An 18,418-nucleotide genomic window follows, 5' to 3' on the forward strand; every position below is an offset into this window, starting at 1 on the left:
GGAATGATACGATGGAAATGGATGCAAAAAGCTTTGTCGATAGTTACAGCTACAACGTTGGCATTCCCTGCTCTGTTCGGCTTGGCACCTTCATCCGAAGTGTCAGCTGCGGGAGGGAGCGAATCTTTTGACTCCGTTGTACTAGAATTGACACAAGCGGCAGGTCAAACAGGTAGGGTAAATCTTACGTATAAAGGTTCACCTTTAAGCAGTCTGGTTAAAGGACCGGTTATTGACGAGGTAAGTTATGATTCCAGCAATTCGCAACTTTTAACTGTTAATAATCAGGGGAACATTACGTTATCTAACGGTTATACATTTGCGTCGCCAGATGCTCCGGGCGTCCCGGTGACAATCACGGCCAGGGCGGGTTATTACCCTGACTCAGAAGTGTTATTCATGGAGGACTTCGAGAACAACAATGGTCCGATGACATCTATGAGCAAATTAGGCTCGTCATTCACGCTGTCCGATGCACAGTCCCGTTCTGGATTGAAAGCGATTACACCTTCGGATGATACGAATAATGAAAAGGTAGCTCAAGATGTGGCATTGCCGGCTGGCAGCAATTATAAGATGACGGCATGGTATTTTGACCCGTATCCTAATGAGGAGAAGACTGCGACGGATAGAACGCAATTTGCTATTGTAGATGGTAAAAATGCCACCTTTGCCGGGATATTCTATCAAAGTTCAGAGGCTGATGTTATTCATAACCCGACGAAATATACTTGGGCTTATGCACCATCATCAGCGGGTACAGCAGGCAACCGTTGGAAAGATAGCGGGGCTTTACGTTCCACAGGCTGGCATAAATTCGAGTGGCTTATTACACCAAATGGTGCGACGTTACAAATAGACGGAACATTAATATCCGATTCAGCGCAAAGTGATATTTACAAAGCTATGAAGAGCGGTACAACCATTCAGCCTAAAATAGCTGGAGGATGGAACAGCCAATCAGGGAATAAAGCTTATATTAAAAATAAACATCTAATCGACGATTTTTATGTTGTAAAAGATGTGGCTACAACAACAGGAACCAGAACATTAACAGTGAATTTGGTACCTCCCGGCGGATTGCCAAATTTAGAAATAAGCACTCAGCCAACAGCGGCAGAAGTGAAACAAGGTGAGACAGCAACATTTAGCATTACGGCATCAGCCGCTGCTACTGCTTATCAATGGTATGTATCTGATGACGAGACTGGCTTGAGCGGGACAAAAGTCAGCGGAGCTGACAAGGCAGTATTAACACTTTCCAATGTGGACGCAGCTTCACAACAAGGCAATTTTTATTATTGCGAGGTTTCCTCGGCAGAGGGAGTTGTGGTGAAATCCCATGCTGTACCGTTGTTGATAACCACCAATACGCAGGTGAATGCACCAATTAATCCAACGCTTGACTCGGACACGGGTATTTATAGTGGTGCTTCCAATTACGGCGATACTCTAGTAACACTGTTCAAAGACGGTGGACCTGTGGGTTATTATTTATCGAAAAATGGGGGACCCGACCAGCCTAACAATCATGAAAGGCATCATGTTCTGCCCTATGCAAGGGCACTCGGAGTGGGCAACTACACTGTTACAGCTATTGTCATAAATAATGCGGGAGATATCAGTGAAGAAGTTGCAGCATCCGGAATATTGAAAATCGAGAAATTGCCTACACCGGCAAATGCCAGATGGAACGGCACATACGCTACATGGGATCGCGTCGCTAACGCATCTGCCTATTCGGTTCAACTCTTCAGTAATGGAGTGGTTAATGGAAGCCCGATTGCAGCAACAAGCAATGATGCGGCTTTGTCCCCGACTTTAAATGATACATTTAAAATAAAAGCAAACGGCAACGCAACGTCACGATTCTTAGACTCTGATGAGTCAGGGGAGAGTGCACAATATTCAGCGAACATTGCGCTAATTCGCCAGAACGATACATTACGGGCAGGAGATAGAACGCGGTTAATGGTTGACACAGCTGATGTGTTCGTTGCTGATAACATCAGCTTCAGTCCGGCGGATCAAGACAAGGATAAGATTGAAGTTGATGATGCCGGATTCGTGACGGTTAAGAAAGGTTATATTCCGACAGGGAACGAAGAAGTTACTGTACATGTGAGCGTTGATTACTTCAATAAGGCTGACACTAAGTTTTACGATGGATTTGAAGGGGAGAAGAAATTTTCAAATGGTGCGAACGGATATGTTCACAGCGATGTGATGTCCCGTACCGGAGGAAAGGCCGCGACATCAAGCGGCGCCGGTCAGGTGGCGACTGTTCCAGGTACCTATAATTATGCCCCTGCAACCGGTAAGACAACAATCGTTACTGCTTGGTACTATGATGATGGCAGAGCGGCTTCCAATGACCACGCTGTCTTTGGCTTAACCCCATCGTCCAATGAACATATCGCAATAAATTATGGCAATGGAGATGGTGACTGGGCGGAAAATCTGACCAATTACGCAGTCAGGCCTGGTTCATCCGGGAGATTCTATCCTGTAGATGTCCAGCGAAGCGAAGGTTGGCATAAATTTCAATGGTTCGTTACATCAACAGGAACAACCTATAAAATCGATGGACAAGACATTCAAAGGCAAACAACAGCTGGCGGAAATTTTGATACTCCAGTTAAGAACAATATTTCCAAGATCGATGCATTGCAGCTTGCTACGAACTGGGGCAACAAGCCTGGAACGGTTAAGGATATACAGAACAGGCATTTTATCGATGACGTATATGTTATCGATAGTGGAATAGCAGCCCAAACCGGAACAGCTTCTATTACGCTAAAGCTCTTGCCTAAAGAGTATAGTCACTTGGAAGACAGCACATATGTTATTGGTCTGGATGACTATAATATCACCGTAAATCCTGATTTAACGGATCTGGCTGGAGTGAAGATCGGCGCTGTAACTCTGCTGCGGGATGTGGATTATACGGTTAGCGGTAATGTATTGAAGATTAACAAAGAATCATTCACAAGAAATAATATCGTGCCGGGAAAATATACCGTTAGACTTGATCTGTATCCTGCCGAAATCACCTTCGAGTTGAACATTGTACCCCTTGAAGTCCGTGATTATTATCTCTCCAATAACGGTGACGATCATGCAGATGGACGCACACCAGCTACGGCATGGAAATCAATCTCCAAGATTAATGAATATGTATTTATGCCAGGTTCAACTATTTATCTGGATGCGAATAGCGTATGGAACGAACAAATCAGACTGCGCGGCAATGGTGAGGAAGGAAATCCGATTACGCTTACAAAATATAATACGACCGACCCTAACCAACGCCCGGTAATTAATGGTGGAGGAACAGCGTCGAGCCCATCAGGCATATCCTTAAACGGTACCATTGAGTTATATGACGTAAACTATTGGGTAGTCAGTGGAATTAAAGTAACGAACATCGGCAATGCGGCAGGTGACGGCCGCTCCGGTATCGCTGTAATGTCAAGGATTTCGAAGCTGGGACAAGGTCAGTTTAATATTCAAGATTATGCTGATGCTCGTATGCAAGGAATCGTCATTCGAGATAACTATGTTCATGATGTTAATGGGCTGCACCAAGCAAATGGAGCAAGTAAGGTATCCGGCGGCATCATTATTAATGGTTATGTGGATATATTGGTTGAAGGCAACAAAACCCTTCGTTGTGATAACGAAGGTATTCGCAATAATGCCTACGGGCCAAGCAATCCTGGGACTAATAACACAGGCATTACTTGGAGTAATTCTAGCTATCCTTGGGCATCCAACGCTGTGTTTAGAAACAACTGGGTTTCTAGTTCGGTTGGAGATGGCATTGTCATGTCCGGCGGGAACAACTCCCTTGTGGAACGAAATGTGGTCACAGACAACGGTTATAGCTATTTAAGCGATAAGAGCGGCAATCTGGTTACGAACTGGGGGCCAAATAATACAACACCAACATATCTAGGTTCGCAAAACTATGCGGCTGCGTGGATTATGGCAAGTAAAGGCACCATCTTCCGCTATAATGAAGCTGTGGATAACCCTTATCATGCAAGTAATGACGGTATGGCTTGGGACATTGACAACTATTGTCAGGACAATGTGTATGAATACAATTACAGCCGAAATAACTATGGTGGTTGGTACTTACAGATGAATGCTGCCAAGGGCAATATCGTTCGCTATAATATTAGCGTGAACGACGGCCGCAGCCCCGATTTTAACAAGAGCTTTAACAGTCTAATATTGCTTGCAGGAGGTTCTTCAACGAGCGAGGAATTAAGTGGCTTATACTATAACAATGTCATCGTCACACCATTGAAGAATAGCAGTTCGTTAGTATTTGACCCGACAGCCTCCAACTTGCACATTTATTTCCAAAATAATATATTTGCCTACACTGGGGCAAACAACCAGGTTGGTCTGAAAGGCGGGGGAACATCAGCTCCATTTGCAGCCGGACGGTTTACGAACAACATTGTGTATCCGGCTAATCTTTTTGGCAGCATGAACGCAGGTGGAGGCGGATATCTAGGTGCAGGCGTAACAGCAACAGACAACCGCTATGTAACGGAAGAGGAACTGAATTCTATATTAAAAGACTATAAATCTGCGCCTGAACATTGGATTACCAACAGTGGGACAGTGGATGCCAAGCTTGATTACAGTGCGATGAACGGGTTCCGTCTTGCGGATGGTAATAACCTGGCCTATGGTGCAGGTGCCGAGATTGTAAGCCCATATGTGGATCGGGCGAATGCTCTGCCTCATATGACGGAGAGAACAGACTTCTTCGGCAATTCACTTAGCGCTAGAACGCATTCCATCGGCGCGCACAACCCTTATGCGGTAACTTTTGATTCCAATGGGGGCAGCGAAGTTGCGGTGAAGTTCGCTGACATGGGCGCTACAATTACCGAGCCAACAGCGCCGACAAAAGATAAAACTGTTTTCGGCGGTTGGTATCAAGATAAAGGATTAAACGATGCTTGGAATTTCGATGCGGATCCTGTTACAAGGGATATTGAATTATATGCGAAATGGGCTGAAGACGCAGGTACGGCACCAACGATAATGACGAATTCGCTTGCGGATGGCAAGGTAGGACAACCTTATTCGGCAGTTCTTACCACTGATGGCGATAAGCCGATCAAATGGGCCGTTGTAGAGGGGCAATTACCATCAGGATTGAGCTTGGATGAAGATGTTGGTGTTATCTCTGGTACACCGGATCAATGGGGTCAATTTAAGTTCAAAGTTCAAGCAAACAATGACGTTGGCAGTGACACAAAACAGTTCAATATAGTGATCACTGAAGATGTCTCAGTTGATACAGCTCCGGAGATTATCACTAAGAATTTACCAAATGGCAAAGTTGGACAACCGTATACAGTAACACTAGCGGTATATGGCAGTGAACCGATTTCTTGGAAGGTCCAGGGAGGAGATTTGCCAGTAGATTTGAACCTAGATGAAGCAACAGGCGTTATCTCGGGTACGCCTCTAGAGGCAGGATATTACGAATTCACTGTTGCAGCAACGAATGATTTTGGTAGAGATGAGCGAGAATTGAGCATCGAGATTAAAGAAGATAAGCCAGTGGATACAGCTCCGGAGATTATCACTAAAAATCTGCCAAGCGGCAACGTTGGACAACCGTATACGGTAACATTAGCGGTTTATGGCGACAAACCGATTACCTGGAAAGTGAGTGATAATTATTTACCTGCTGGACTGAATTTAGAAGGAGCTACGGGTATTATTTCAGGCGTGCCTACTGAAGCGGGAACTTACAAATTCAATATTACGGCTTCCAATAATGCTGGCATGGATACGATAGAGTTAACTATTGTAATTACTACAAATGACAGTGGTGGCAATAATGGCAATAACAATGGCGGCAATTCAAATGGCCACAGCAGTACGCCGACTCCTTCGCCAGAGTCATCAGTAGCGGAGCGTATTGATGCTACAATCAAAGAGCAGCTGAAGAAGGGCAATTCCATTGCATTGACGATGTCAGCCGGAAAAGATGAGCTTGAGATTCAAAGCGATACGATCGGTGCGATTATTAATGCCGACAAACCACTAATCGTTACGAATGACACCGTATCTGTTAAATTATCCGCTGAATTGTTGAAGCAATTGAATACAGGAAAGCGGATGAAGATTGTCATTAAACCTGTAGATGAAAGAGGCGGAGCTATAGGGCGGGGATATGAATTAAAGATCTTCGTGGATGGCCGGGAAGTAACGGATTATACAGGGCTTATACCCGTAACCTTCGATCTGTCAAAAGAGAAGTTGTCGACAAACGAGCTTAACATGTTATGCGGTGTTATGCTTCAATTGAACGGTAACATGGAGCGTTTAGGCGGCAACTATGAGCGTGAGACAGGTAAATTTACTTTCACGGCAAAAGGACTAGGTTATCTCTTCATTACAGCCAAGCCTGAACCTGTGAAATTGGAATTCACTTTAGGAAAGACAGGATATAAATTAAACGGAATCGAAATGAGTATGGACGTTGCTTCAACGGTAGTTAAAGGCAGAACGTTAGTCCCACTGCGCTTCGTTGCCGAGAGCTTAGGAGCAAACGTAAGCTGGGATAACGTTACGAAAACCGTAATGATTACTTTGAAAGGTCAGACTTTGTCGATTAAGATCGGTGAACTTGCACCAGGAATGGATGTAGCAGCTGAACTTGTAAACGGTCGTACTATGCTCCCATTACGTTTCATTGCTGAGTATTTTGGTGCAAATATATTCTTCGATAATACTTCGAAATCCATTAGTATCACGAAGTAGTATTTCCTAAAATTAGCAGCTACGCTCGAAACCCTCTAACATGCACTGCCATGTTAGAGGGTTTTCTAGTGTGCGCCCGGCATAGACGATAACTTGGCGGTGAAAGTCCTCTATTAACGAACAATAAAATTGTCTTAACTGGAAACAATTCTTTAGATTGTGTTAATCTGTCTAATAGTGAACTCGGTTTAGAAAGAGGGAAGTTACTTGAAAAGAAACGTGTTATATATTGAAGATAATGAGAAGATAGGCAGTTGGGTAAAGGAAGAATTGGAACAACGAGGATTTTCAGTACAGTGGCTGCTTTCTGGTGAAGGAGCTGAAAAAGAAGTAAATCAGCATGAAATCGTTATTTTGGATATCATGTTACCCGGTTTAGACGGATTTACTGTGGGGAAACGATTAAAAAAGGCAGCTCCTGCTGTTCCTATTTTGCTGTTAACTGCTCGAACATCGATAGATGATAAGGTAGAAGGGTTACAATTTGCTGATGACTATTTAACGAAACCATTCCATACGGATGAACTAATTGCTAGATTAGAAGTATTAATCCGTCGAAAGGGCGGAACACATTCCGAACGCATTTCATTAGGGAATTATATTGAAGTTGATCCAGACATCCAAATGGTATTTGACAAACACACAGGAGAAGAAATTATATTGACAGGGAAACAACATCATATTTTGATGTACTTCTTACGCCACCCTAATCAAGTTTTACCAAAAGAACAAATCTATGAAGCCATCTGGGAAGAAGCTTATATCACAGGTGATAAAACATTAATGGTACATATTCATCGACTGCGTCAAAAGCTGGAACGCCATCCAGACTCCCCAGAGATTATTGAAACATTGAAGGGAATAGGCTATCGGGTGAAACTATGAAACAGACTAAATCATTATTTCGTCGTTTTCTAAAAGGACATTTTCTATTTATCTTTTTACCTCCGATCGTACTTATTTTCTTATCTGCGTTCATTGCGTCTCCTTTTAATGAAGAAGAGCTGAATAAGTTAAATTATTTTTACATTGTACTTCTTGTGTTTGGTTTTATTATTGTCGCATTTGTGGTAATCTCTTGGATTTTCTTCTTGAGACTTCGTAAACGTCTCACCTGCTTACAGGAAGTCATGTCATTTTCAGCTAATTATAACTCATTTCCTAAACCAATAGCTGTTCAAAGTGATCGTATGGATGAAATAGACCAGTTAGGAAGTTCCTTTAATTGGATGATTCAACAGCTTGAAGACAGTCGCAAGCGAGAACATGAAGAGGAATTGTTACGACATCGACTCATCGCGAATTTATCTCACGACTTACGAACGCCGCTTACCATTTTGAGAGGACATGTCACCCGATTAAATAAAGAATCAATGAGTCTAGAAGGACAAAACTCATTATCAGAGATGAACCATACGATTACTAGAGTCGGAGATCTAATGGATGATTTACTTTCCTATACATTGCTTACATCAGGAAAACATCCTTTTGAGCCCACTTCAACAGATATTGGACGTTTAGTAAGAGCATCTGTTGCTGCGTGGTATCCTGTATTTGAAGAAAAAGAAATCCGGATCGAGGTTGATTTACCGACAGAGAAGACTTTTTATTGGGAAGCAGATCCTAAATGGATGACACGTGTTCTGGATAATTTATTTCAGAATATTCTTCGCCATGCAGCAGAGGGGAAATATGTAAACATTGTGGTTGATGTAGAAAAAGAACAGATCATTGTTGCAGACAGAGGTCCGGGGATGGATAACTCTTCCTATGAGCGTGGGGCGGGGATAGGTTTATCGACTTCAAATTATATGTTGAATAAAATGAAGCTTAAAGCTGACTTTACATCAAATGAAAACGGCACAACAGTGGCTATTGGTAGAGCTTAACCTAAAGTTAAACCAGAAGTAAACAGCAGGATAACCGAGATGTAACTTTGCTTCTTTATAATTAGAACCATAACAGAAAGGAAGTGTTATGGTTGCTTACAATTAATAACTTAGTCAAACATCGCGGAACTGGGAAAATCTTATCAGGTATCAGTTTTAAAGCTAGACCTGGCAGAGTAACTGGTTTTCTAGGTCCAAATGGAGCAGGTAAAAGCTCTACACTTCGCATCCTGCTTGGATTAGATCGTGCTACCTCAGGGAGTGCACTAATCAATGGAAAGCCATACGCAGAATTACATAATCCTGTATCCACAGTAGGTGCCGCACTTGATGGATTTGGAGCTCATCGTATGCGAACAGGACGGGCACACTTGCGTTGGATTGCTCGTGCCGCAGGATTGTCTAACTCACGTGTCGAGGAAGTTCTGGAAATAGTAGGTCTTACTAATGCAGCCGGAAAAAGAGTTGGGAAGTATTCTCTTGGTATGGGGAGGAGACTTGGAATAGCAGCTGCGCTACTCGGTGATCCAAAAGTATTGATTTTAGATGAACCCGTAAATGGGCTCGACCCAGAAGGAATTCGGTGGATTCGGACATTTTTACGTGAACGTGCTGAGTCTGGAAATACGGTGTTGTTATCCAGTCATCTAATGGGAGAGCTTGCAGAGACGGTTGATGATGTGGTGATTATTAAGCATGGAACTATCGTTGCAGATGGAACATTGGAAGAAGTAATAGGTAACTATTCCACGCTGGAGGAAGCCTTTTTTGCCCTGACATCTGAAAATGCGGGTGAAGTTGTATGAGAGCATTCAACGCGGAACTCTCTAAATTGTTCTCCTTACCGGGTATTTGGCTTGCTTTTCTCATTGGAGCGTTTGCCCCAGCGCTTATTTCTGCCTTGGACAGCATAGCACAAAAAGAGGAGATTATAGCTGGAGTTAGCACGCGGCTATCGGAAGTTGGCTATATCGGGTTAGCTCTTGGTGTGCAAGGCGTTATTATTCTTGGTGTGCTTGCTGTCAGCAGTGAGTATTTGACAGAGAGCAGTGAATCTGGTGGAGGACAACAGATTACAACGAGTTTAACTGTTGTTTCATCCCGAATTCATTTTTTATTGGCAAAAGCAGGTGCTGTGACTGTGATCAGCATACTGCTTTGTATTGTTGCTATTATGACAACTGTGTCTGTAAGTCATCTTATTCTTGGTGAATATGCCCCTGCATTTGAATGGTCCAGACTTATCGGTGCCATTTGTTACTGGACATTCACTGCTCTTTTAGCACTTGGAATTACTTTTCTAACTAAGAATGGCATCCTCCCGCTTGCTGTGCTCATAATAAATTCATCCGTTGTATCATTTAGTGTCCTGTTGTATAGGGTTACAAAGTTGGCGTTTTACTTACCAGATAGGGCTGGCGCTGAAATGTTTATGTTTACGGACAACACGTCCACAGGCAGTTTATTCGACAGGTTTCACACCCCCTTCACAGGCGGTTTAGTCATGTTTGCCTGGGTAGTCGTTGTTTTCATTATTGCAGCTATTGTATTCCATAGGAGGGACGTTGCAGCATGAGTGTCTCATCTAGTAGAAAGATAACACAAATCCTGGGTGCTGAACTGGATAAATTAGTTACATTACCATTGATAGGGCTCACTCTTTTGGTTACATTCATTCTTAATTTAGGTTTAGCCGCTGCTTTTACTTCTGTTGATCTACAAGGGGCAGCAGGAACGCAAAATATACTGAATACAGGACTTTCTTCTATGGGATATCTTCAAGCAGGATTCATTATTCTTGGTATCTTAGCTACTTGTTCAGAGTATACAGGGGGACAGATTCGAACTACTTTAACTACGATACCTTGGCGAGGGTTTCAATTATCCACGAAGTATTTGGCCTTGACCATTATAACCATTCCTGCGGCGTCTTTTACTACTGCATCAGGTGTACTATATACCTTTATCATGATGAAAGACACAGCAGTAGTGATTGAAATAGACGAAATGATAAAATCATTAGCAGGTGCAACAGGCTATCTAACTTTAACCACACTTCTCAGTGCAGCTATAGGTGCTTTATTAAGACGAACTACTCCTGCTTTAGTGGTACTGCTTGGCTATTACTTCATTGTCAGTCCATTGTCGAAAGATTTTCTACACAATACTAAATATTTTTTTCCAGATACAGCAGGATATTATATGTATATGCCGCCTTCCTCCGATGAAATAAATGTCCTTACACCAATGGAAGGGACAGGTATTTCCCTGTTATGGACACTGATCTTTATTACAGCAGCTATTATATTTTACCGTAAACGAGATGCCTAATTCTGAGCTAGCTGATTTGATCATTAAACTAGAATAATATGAAACAAACATTGATGTTTGGATAAAAGATGTTTATGAGCAATTCAATGACTAAGTATTTGCTCTTAAGAACGGACACCAATATGAGTGTCCGTTTATTTTATAAATCTGGACTGATCAGTTCAGATATGTTATATTTCAATGACGGGAGGTGTTACTTATCGCTAGGACAAAAGAATTTAACAAAGATCAAGCGCTGCATCAAGCCATGCTGTTGTTTTGGAAAAAAGGATACGAAGCGGCTAGCATACCGGATTTACTAGAGGTGATGGGCATTAGCCGATCCAGCCTTTACGATACGTTTTCCGACAAGCAAACCTTGTATACAGATGCCCTTGAGCATTATAAAAAGGGGAATTTCAATAAGCAGGCTATTCTTGAACATGCATCTAGTGTTAGAGATGGAATTCTTCAATTTTTTGAGTATCATATTGCTTCAGCATACGATACCAGCCTGCCGGGCGGGTGTTTTGTTACGAATGTAGCTACAACATTGGAGTCGCCAGATGAAAAAATTAATGAGTTGATAAAGACTAGTTTTTTGGAATTAGAGCAAGCTTTTTGTGACCTTTTAGAAAAGGGCCAGCAACGGGGAGAAATTGATAAAACGACTGATATCAAAGCGTTGTCTTATTTATTGTTGAATTTACATCAAAGCATTAATATTATGGCCAAAGCAGATCAGAATCCGGAACGTGCAAAAGAGATGATTAGCTTTGTAATAGCAGGAATCTAATTTTTTTTAATTATTTCGGAACGATCGTTCCGTTATCATATTCCCCATATTTTGAAGGTGCTAATTAAGGAGTATGTGTTAGACTATATTTTTTTAATTATTATGGAATGATCATTCCGTTATTGAGAAATCCCTCAAAATAAGGAGAGGTGTCTAATGAAAGTATCGTTTATTGGGCTTGGAAATATGGGGCTCCCAATGGCCCAAAATCTGTTGAAAGCGGGTTATGAATTAGTCATCTTTAATCGGACCCCTGAAAAAGTTGAACCCTTAATGAAACAGGGAGCACGATATGCCAAAACACCGCTAGAGGCAGTGAAAGAAAGCAATCTTGTAATTACCATGCTTTCTGATGATGCTGCTTTGAAGGAGGTCGTCGAGGGACCAGATGGTGTTCTGAATGGATTGTCGGAAAATGGAATTCATATCTCTGCCAGTACAATCAGCGTAGATCTGGCTCGAAAATTATCCGTCTCGCATGCGGAGCGAAAGCAACACTTTGTGTCTGCCACGGTGATGGGGCGCCCAGATGCCGCTAAAGAAGCTAAATTGCGTATTATTTTAGCTGGTCCGGAACAAGCAAGACAACGGGTACTTCCCGTTTTGACAGTATTGGGTCAAGAGATAGTAGAGATTGGGGATCACGGCGAAGAAGGGAACGTTGTGAAAATTGGCGTTAACTTTCTAATTGCTTCAATGCTGGAAGCTTTGTCGGAAGTGCAGCTAATGGTAGAAAAGCACGGTATTGATTCGTCCCGATTTATGAATGTCGTGAATGCTCTTTTTCAATCTCCAATATATCAGAACTATGGAGCGATCATGAGCGAACAGCGCTTTGAACCGGCCGGTTTTAAAATGAAGCTTGGGTTAAAAGATGTTGCATTGGCTATTGAGGCAGCGAAGTCCGTTCAAACTCCTCTACCTTTAGGTCAGCTTATCCACCATCACTTGTCTGAAGGAATTGCCAATGGTTATGGTGAGTTGGATTGGACGGCTTTAATCCGTTGTCTTGAGCATTCTTCTTAAAAAATCGGGTTGCACCGATGATGTCGGGCGAATTGCAAGAGAAAATATAAGGAGAGATTAACTATGGAAATAGGTGTTACTTCGTTCATAGAAACAAAGCCTGATACTGAGACCGGAGTTGTGATGAGTCACGCACAGCGATTACGAGAAGTCGTCGAAGAAATCGTCCTTGCGGATCAGGTAGGACTTGATGTGTTTGGCATAGGTGAGCATCATCGTGAAGATTATGCAGCTTCATCACCCGCAGTGGTGTTGTCTGCTGCAGCCCCCCTAACAAAGCGGATTCGATTGACGAGTGCTGTGACGGTCCTTTCATCAGCTGATCCTGTCCGTGTGTTTCAGGATTTTGCCACGCTTGACGGCTTATCCAATGGACGTGCCGAGATTATAGCGGGCCGGGGTTCCTTTGTTGAATCCTTTCCGCTTTTTGGGTATGACTTGCATGACTATGAGGATTTATTTAATGAAAACATCGAGCTGCTTCTGAAAATACGGGAATCTGAGAAAGTTACATGGAGTGGAGGACATCGATCAGCGATAAATAATCTGGGTGTATACCCGCGCCCTGTTCAGCACTCTTTACCCGTATGGATTGGTAGCGGCGGTACCCAGGAGTCTGCCGTGCGTGCAGGACTTCTGGGCCTGCCATTAGTCCTGGCGATTATCGGTGGAAACCCAACCAATTTTGCACCGCTTGTACAACTGTATAAAAAGGCGGCAGCTCATGCCGGACATGATGCATCACGGCTTCAGGTAGGTTCACATTCCATCGGATTTGTTGCAGAAGATACGGAACAGGCAGCAGAACTCTTTTTTCCGTCAACCCAGTACGGTATGAATAAGCTCGGCAAAGAACGGGGGTGGGCGTACTACGATCGTTCCAGCTATGATGCTGCCCGACGCTTTGATGGTGCGTTGTATGTAGGGGATCCGGAAACAGTCGCCCAAAAAATAATCCATCTGCGTAAGCATGTAGGGATTACACGATTCATGATGTATGTTCCCTTAAGTACGATGCCGCATGAGTTGGTTATGCGGGCTATAGAACTGCTCGGTACAGAAGTTGCGCCGCGAGTACGAGAGGAAATTGCCAAGTGGGAAGCTCAAATGGGATAAGGATTATCTATGAATAAGACGTAAACGAACGAATTCATTATTTTATTTGGAGGGATTATTATGAGTGTTGAACCACGTATACTACCAGAATTAAGAGAGGTTTATTCACAATTTCCTGGGTTTGAATTGGAGAAGAATTTAGAGTGGAGCAGGAGCTTAGTGTCAGCTGCATCCGTGGAAGGATCAGAGCATGTAAACACAACCAGGCGCAAAATCCCGAGGGATGGAGGCGAGATGCTGGTGAAAATTTATGAGCCTGCCGGGCGAACGAATGACTTGTTACCTGCCATGCTATGGATTCACGGGGGAGGATACGTGTTAGGACATCCGGATATGGACGACGAATTATGCGAACGTTTTGTTCAGACAGCTGAATGTATAGTCGTATCGGTTGATTATAGGCTTGCTCCCGAGCACCCTTATCCGGCGGCGATCGAAGATTGTTATGCTGGATTGGTATGGATGACGGAGGAGGCAGCCTTGCTTGGCATTGATGTGGATCGGGTTGCAATTGCCGGTGCTAGCGGTGGCGGCGGACTGACAGCAGCACTCGCGCTGATGGCGCGTGATAAAGGAGGACCGTCTCTTATTTTCCAAATGCCATTATACCCGATGCTTGACAACCGTAACATCACACCGTCCAGTCATGAGATTACGGAAGCAGGTGCAATCTGGAACCGAACAGACAACATAGCAGCTTGGAACATGTACCTGGGCAAGGAGAGCGATGTCAGAGGAGAATCTACTTATGCAATACCCTCGAGAGCGGAGAACTTGGCAGGTTTGCCGCCAGCCTATACTTGTATAGGTCAGCTCGATCTATTCCGAGACGAGACAATGGAGTATGTGGCACAACTTGCACAAGCAGGTGTAGATGTTGAATTCCACCTGTATCCCGGTTGTTTTCACCTTTTCGAAATTTTCGCTCCAGAAACAGAAGTGAGTCAGCGCGCTGTTCAGGGCTATATGGATGCGATGGCCCGGGCACTTCATCCTAGCTAATTATAGGGACTAAAATAAACTGCGAATACGCAGAAAAAGTTGAATGGTTATTTAAGTAGAGACACGTGATTATTCGGGAAAGATTCATAAAAAAGATGAGGTTGTTGATTTTAAAAACAGCCTCATCTTTTGTTATATATTATTGATTTCAAAAAAGGCTTAAATTACTATCGTATTGTTCATTGGAAGCTTATTTCTTCAATTTTTATTTACATGATGCAAAACAGTTTAAATATTGATAGGGTAGGCTTATATATTTGTAGACAGCTTGATCCAAATTATATCTAGTGATAAGGAGAATACAACATGTGGGATAAGATTAAGGGTGGGCTTTACGGCTTATTGATTGGAGATGCTCTTGGTGTCCCCTATGAATTCAGATCAGCGGAGCAGCTCCCACCTCTGGAGCAGATTGAGTTTACTCCTCCTGTGGGCTTTCAGCCCACCTACCGAGATGTTCTAGCCGGCACCTGGTCGGATGATGGTGCGCAGGCACTATGTCTGCTGGAGAGTCTGATCGATAAAGGTACACTGGAGCTAACTGATTTTGCTGACAAATTGGTCGACTGGTATCATGAAGGTAGATGGGCAGTAGCCCAACAAGTTTTTGATGTTGGAATACAAACCAGTCGTACGTTGTCTACTTATTACCAAGGAATGTCCCCTTACGAGAGTGGAAATACAGTTCCTGATGGGAAAGGGAATGGGGCGCTAATGCGCGTGCTACCACTTGCCTTGTGGCACAAAGGAACAGATAAACAACTCGTTCAGGATGCACATACTCAATGCCTTGTAACTCATGCACATATCTGTAATCAGGTATGTTGTGCCTTCTATGTGTTAATTGCACGTGAACTGTTGCAAGAGCAAGACTTCAATCTGTGCTACCGAACTGCTCTTAGCAAGCTTCGAACGATCTACCAGCAGATGCCTGAGCATGAACGGGAGCTCGAAGAGAACATTCATCCAGATAAAGTATTCTATGGCGAAGGATCTGGTTATGTTGTGGATTCCTTGTTCAGTGCGTGTATGATCCTCCAAACCTGCACTTCCTACGAAGATGCCGTCAAACGAGCAGTTGCCTTAGGCAACGACACGGATACAACAGCCTGTATCACAGGTGGTCTTGCCGGAATCCGATATGGGTATGAGCATATCCCTCAGCGCTGGATCAACCAGCTGCGAGAGACAGATCTGGTTGATCAACTGCTGCTCCGTCTTCAATCTGCATGAGGAGTACTAGGTTCTATTAGCACTAACTATGAGGAGGAATGGGAATGAACGCAGCAGTACAGAGGTTTATAGACGATGTGTGGAGCGAGATGATAACCATATATAACAAAGAGACTATAAGAATAAATGAATTCATAGGAAATCGTCCGCTCCAGGCAGGGATAAAGGATTATCTTCAGGTAGCTTGGCGTGACGGAAAAATACATATTGATGTTGAAGAACCGTTCGATTGGACGGACAGCTCTTATGAAATCGAAGCAGGTCCTTATATCGCCGAACTCACGGATGAATTAATTAGATCTGAACTTTACCCGGCATTATGCAAGAGAGTGGAGGAGCTTTTTTTATCAGAGAAGTTAGGTCCTCGTTTTTTTGATTACCGATTCCAGATCGTACTTTCCTTTGAAATGGAGGACGAAGACTTAACACTTTGCGTGCATCTGGTTAACGAAGAGAAGCTGAACGAACTCCGCAAATCATTACAGAAGTTTATAACATCCAAAATCATGTCTGATCTTCCCGTATTGCCTAGTGTTGATGACCAGTTTTTCTTTTCTCATCACTTGATGAACCCTGATCTTATGAAGCAAGAAGAAAATGCAGTTGGCCCATTAATTGAGCATTTATCCGACAAGCTCAGAAGTAATAGGCGACGCTTAGACGAATGGACTGGCCAGTATACTTTGGCTATGGATAATTGGATTCAAAATATTTTTCTTCCACGCTATTTTGTGCTTACAGGCAGCTTTAGAATGGATTGGATACCTAAAGAGGATATGGCGCTTATGGATCCGAATGCAGATCAACTTTCCTTTTTTGTATATGCCGCTCTGCAAATTGGAAAAACGAAACCGGACATCCGGGAACAATATTTGAAACTAGCTGTCCAGCTTGGTTCAAAACACGCAGCGGAGTATATCCTGGGGGGAAGCGGGAAATTCACTCCAGTATATAAAGGGACCCGTGTTGAAGTTGATAATAATGATGTAACACAGAGCATTGAAGTCCGGATTTTGAACGAGGAGGAACCAGCTTATGGAGAAGCATTGGATCACCTTACCGAATTGCTGCAGCAGGGATTCCCGAAGGAATATCACCTGAAGCTGAAAAGCAAACAAAAGAACTATCTTCCTCTAAAAAAAATGGCTAAATCAGGTCTTCATCAGTTTTTTGCTGGTGCACTAGCCTATCCGTCTCTTTTTCCTAAGCTGGCTGCGTATGCGGATATCGCTATGGAGCCCTATGCGTGGTACAAGGACACGGAACCGGGTGAAAAGTCGGTCATGCCTGGTACCTATGCTGTACTCGGATTAGGATTATATAGCAAGGAATATTTCTCACTCGTCTCTCGTTATATGGAGATGGTAGATTCGGAGCACCAAATGATACAGGATGGTTATGCGGAGACCTTTATTGATACGCACGGTGTAGAGGCTGAGCTTATGCCAGTCCTAGTCGACATTCTGCTAGCAGGAAATGAGGAAGCAAGAGCTGTCAAAAACTTCGTGATCGATCGGGTCGAGCTTGCAGAAGCGCTGCTTCAAGAGCTGTCGCCTAAAGAAATATATGAACGGGAGCAGGTTATATACCGGATATTCGGAAGCCGTGCAAAGCTGGAAAAAGCCGTGAAGTCAGAGCAAACGGAGCTTGAGCTTAGAGTTATTCTATCGGAGCTACTGACTCTTATAAGTTGATGACGATATATAAAAATGGAATTCCCTATTGGTTCGGGCAGGAAGATGATGATGTTTTTATTGTGGCTTCAGTGGAGCCAAGTGGTTTATCATTTTATGCACAGATGAGTAATAGTGATTGGAGTTCTTGGATAGAGAGATTTAAATTGGAAGCGACAAAAGTATTAGGATTTGATGTTGGTGAACCCGAAGACGGGTTTATGTAATGAAGTGCACAATTTAATTGTGGGGATGATTTCGTGTTTACTGAAATGGTAACTCAGTATTTACCTGTTCTCTTAGAAAAAGAGGGTGATTATTTATTTGAGTAGAAAGACGGAATAGTAAACCTTAAAAAAACAGTCCACCTATTGGTACGTTAGTTGAACAAGATTAGAGGAAATCCCTTTTAATAGGGGTTTCTTTTTATTTTTACAAATTTAAAGTTAGTTCTGTTGAGAAGCCTTAAATAAGTACCTGCCTGTGGAAATAGGAAGAATTTGCTTGCCCTTCGCAAAATTTTCTGTTATTTTTGATAGTAACAATATGTTATTAACAAAATGATACTAAGT

The 18,418-nt window shown here is 43.0% G+C and carries 13 protein-coding genes; all 13 read left to right on the top strand.

All coding sequences use genetic code 11. The features are described 5' to 3' along the window. Positions 1 to 3 precede the first annotated feature (3 nt). Complete coding sequence (locus NST58_RS17035) at positions 4 to 6,801, top strand: stalk domain-containing protein (RefSeq protein ID WP_339243600.1); 6,798 nt, start codon at positions 4 to 6, stop codon at positions 6,799 to 6,801. 207 nt (positions 6,802 to 7,008) lie between these two features. Beyond that, positions 7,009 to 7,686 (top strand): response regulator transcription factor, encoded by a 678-nt coding sequence (locus NST58_RS17040; protein WP_076126558.1) that lies wholly within the window; start codon positions 7,009 to 7,011, stop codon positions 7,684 to 7,686. Further along, positions 7,683 to 8,690, top strand: coding sequence for a HAMP domain-containing sensor histidine kinase (locus NST58_RS17045; RefSeq protein ID WP_076126559.1), 1,008 nt, complete (start codon positions 7,683 to 7,685; stop codon positions 8,688 to 8,690). The genes NST58_RS17040 and NST58_RS17045 overlap by 4 nt, the downstream gene beginning before the upstream one ends. Before the next feature lie 83 nt (positions 8,691 to 8,773). Then, complete coding sequence (locus NST58_RS17050) at positions 8,774 to 9,496, top strand: ATP-binding cassette domain-containing protein (protein ID WP_249267692.1); 723 nt, start codon at positions 8,774 to 8,776, stop codon at positions 9,494 to 9,496. Continuing rightward, positions 9,493 to 10,266 carry an ABC transporter permease gene (locus NST58_RS17055; protein ID WP_076217648.1) on the top strand — a complete coding sequence of 258 codons (774 nt, stop codon included), beginning with the start codon at positions 9,493 to 9,495 and terminating at the stop codon, positions 10,264 to 10,266. Before NST58_RS17050 ends, NST58_RS17055 begins: the two co-directional genes overlap by 4 nt. Continuing rightward, entirely contained in the window at positions 10,263 to 11,021 is a 759-nt protein-coding gene (locus tag NST58_RS17060) for an ABC transporter permease (protein ID WP_076126564.1), read from the top strand. Before NST58_RS17055 ends, NST58_RS17060 begins: the two co-directional genes overlap by 4 nt. Before the next feature lie 190 nt (positions 11,022 to 11,211). Next, positions 11,212 to 11,796, top strand: coding sequence for a TetR/AcrR family transcriptional regulator (locus NST58_RS17065; RefSeq protein ID WP_249267693.1), 585 nt, complete (start codon positions 11,212 to 11,214; stop codon positions 11,794 to 11,796). 156 nt (positions 11,797 to 11,952) lie between these two features. Further along, positions 11,953 to 12,822 carry an NAD(P)-dependent oxidoreductase gene (locus NST58_RS17070; RefSeq protein WP_076217647.1) on the top strand — a complete coding sequence of 290 codons (870 nt, stop codon included), beginning with the start codon at positions 11,953 to 11,955 and terminating at the stop codon, positions 12,820 to 12,822. Positions 12,823 to 12,885: 63 nt separating this feature from the next. Further along, entirely contained in the window at positions 12,886 to 13,938 is a 1,053-nt protein-coding gene (locus NST58_RS17075; protein ID WP_076279716.1) for an LLM class flavin-dependent oxidoreductase, read from the top strand. 60 nt (positions 13,939 to 13,998) lie between these two features. Next, positions 13,999 to 14,940, top strand: coding sequence for an alpha/beta hydrolase (locus NST58_RS17080; protein ID WP_339243601.1), 942 nt, complete (start codon positions 13,999 to 14,001; stop codon positions 14,938 to 14,940). 306 nt (positions 14,941 to 15,246) lie between these two features. Beyond that, positions 15,247 to 16,173, top strand: coding sequence for an ADP-ribosylglycohydrolase family protein (locus NST58_RS17085; protein WP_339243602.1), 927 nt, complete (start codon positions 15,247 to 15,249; stop codon positions 16,171 to 16,173). 44 nt (positions 16,174 to 16,217) lie between these two features. Further along, positions 16,218 to 17,867, top strand: a complete 1,650-nt coding sequence (locus NST58_RS17090) for a DUF6138 family protein (RefSeq protein WP_339243604.1) — start codon at positions 16,218 to 16,220, stop codon at positions 17,865 to 17,867. Beyond that, the gene (locus NST58_RS17095) at positions 17,867 to 18,073 is read left to right on the top strand and encodes a hypothetical protein (protein WP_254848967.1); all 207 of its coding nucleotides are present in this window, start codon (positions 17,867 to 17,869) and stop codon (positions 18,071 to 18,073) included. Before NST58_RS17090 ends, NST58_RS17095 begins: the two co-directional genes overlap by 1 nt. The last annotated feature ends 345 nt before the right edge of the window (positions 18,074 to 18,418 follow it).

The sequence above is a fragment of the Paenibacillus sp. FSL R10-2796 genome (assembly GCF_037965315.1).
Taxonomy (GTDB): Bacteria; Bacillota; Bacilli; order Paenibacillales; family Paenibacillaceae; genus Paenibacillus_AQ; species Paenibacillus_AQ odorifer.

What these genes read in the sequence shown, in the direction of transcription:
- NST58_RS17035 (WP_339243600.1), top strand. Translation starts at nt 4, where the DNA reads ATGATACGATGGAAATGGATGCAAAAAGCTTTGTCGATAGTTACAGCT.
- NST58_RS17045 (WP_076126559.1), top strand. Translation starts at nt 7,683, where the DNA reads ATGAAACAGACTAAATCATTATTTCGTCGTTTTCTAAAAGGACATTTT.
- NST58_RS17055 (WP_076217648.1), top strand. Translation starts at nt 9,493, where the DNA reads ATGAGAGCATTCAACGCGGAACTCTCTAAATTGTTCTCCTTACCGGGT.
- NST58_RS17060 (WP_076126564.1), top strand. Translation starts at nt 10,263, where the DNA reads ATGAGTGTCTCATCTAGTAGAAAGATAACACAAATCCTGGGTGCTGAA.
- NST58_RS17070 (WP_076217647.1), top strand. Translation starts at nt 11,953, where the DNA reads ATGAAAGTATCGTTTATTGGGCTTGGAAATATGGGGCTCCCAATGGCC.
- NST58_RS17075 (WP_076279716.1), top strand. Translation starts at nt 12,886, where the DNA reads ATGGAAATAGGTGTTACTTCGTTCATAGAAACAAAGCCTGATACTGAG.
- NST58_RS17080 (WP_339243601.1), top strand. Translation starts at nt 13,999, where the DNA reads ATGAGTGTTGAACCACGTATACTACCAGAATTAAGAGAGGTTTATTCA.
- NST58_RS17085 (WP_339243602.1), top strand. Translation starts at nt 15,247, where the DNA reads ATGTGGGATAAGATTAAGGGTGGGCTTTACGGCTTATTGATTGGAGAT.
- NST58_RS17090 (WP_339243604.1), top strand. Translation starts at nt 16,218, where the DNA reads ATGAACGCAGCAGTACAGAGGTTTATAGACGATGTGTGGAGCGAGATG.
- NST58_RS17095 (WP_254848967.1), top strand. Translation starts at nt 17,867, where the DNA reads ATGACGATATATAAAAATGGAATTCCCTATTGGTTCGGGCAGGAAGAT.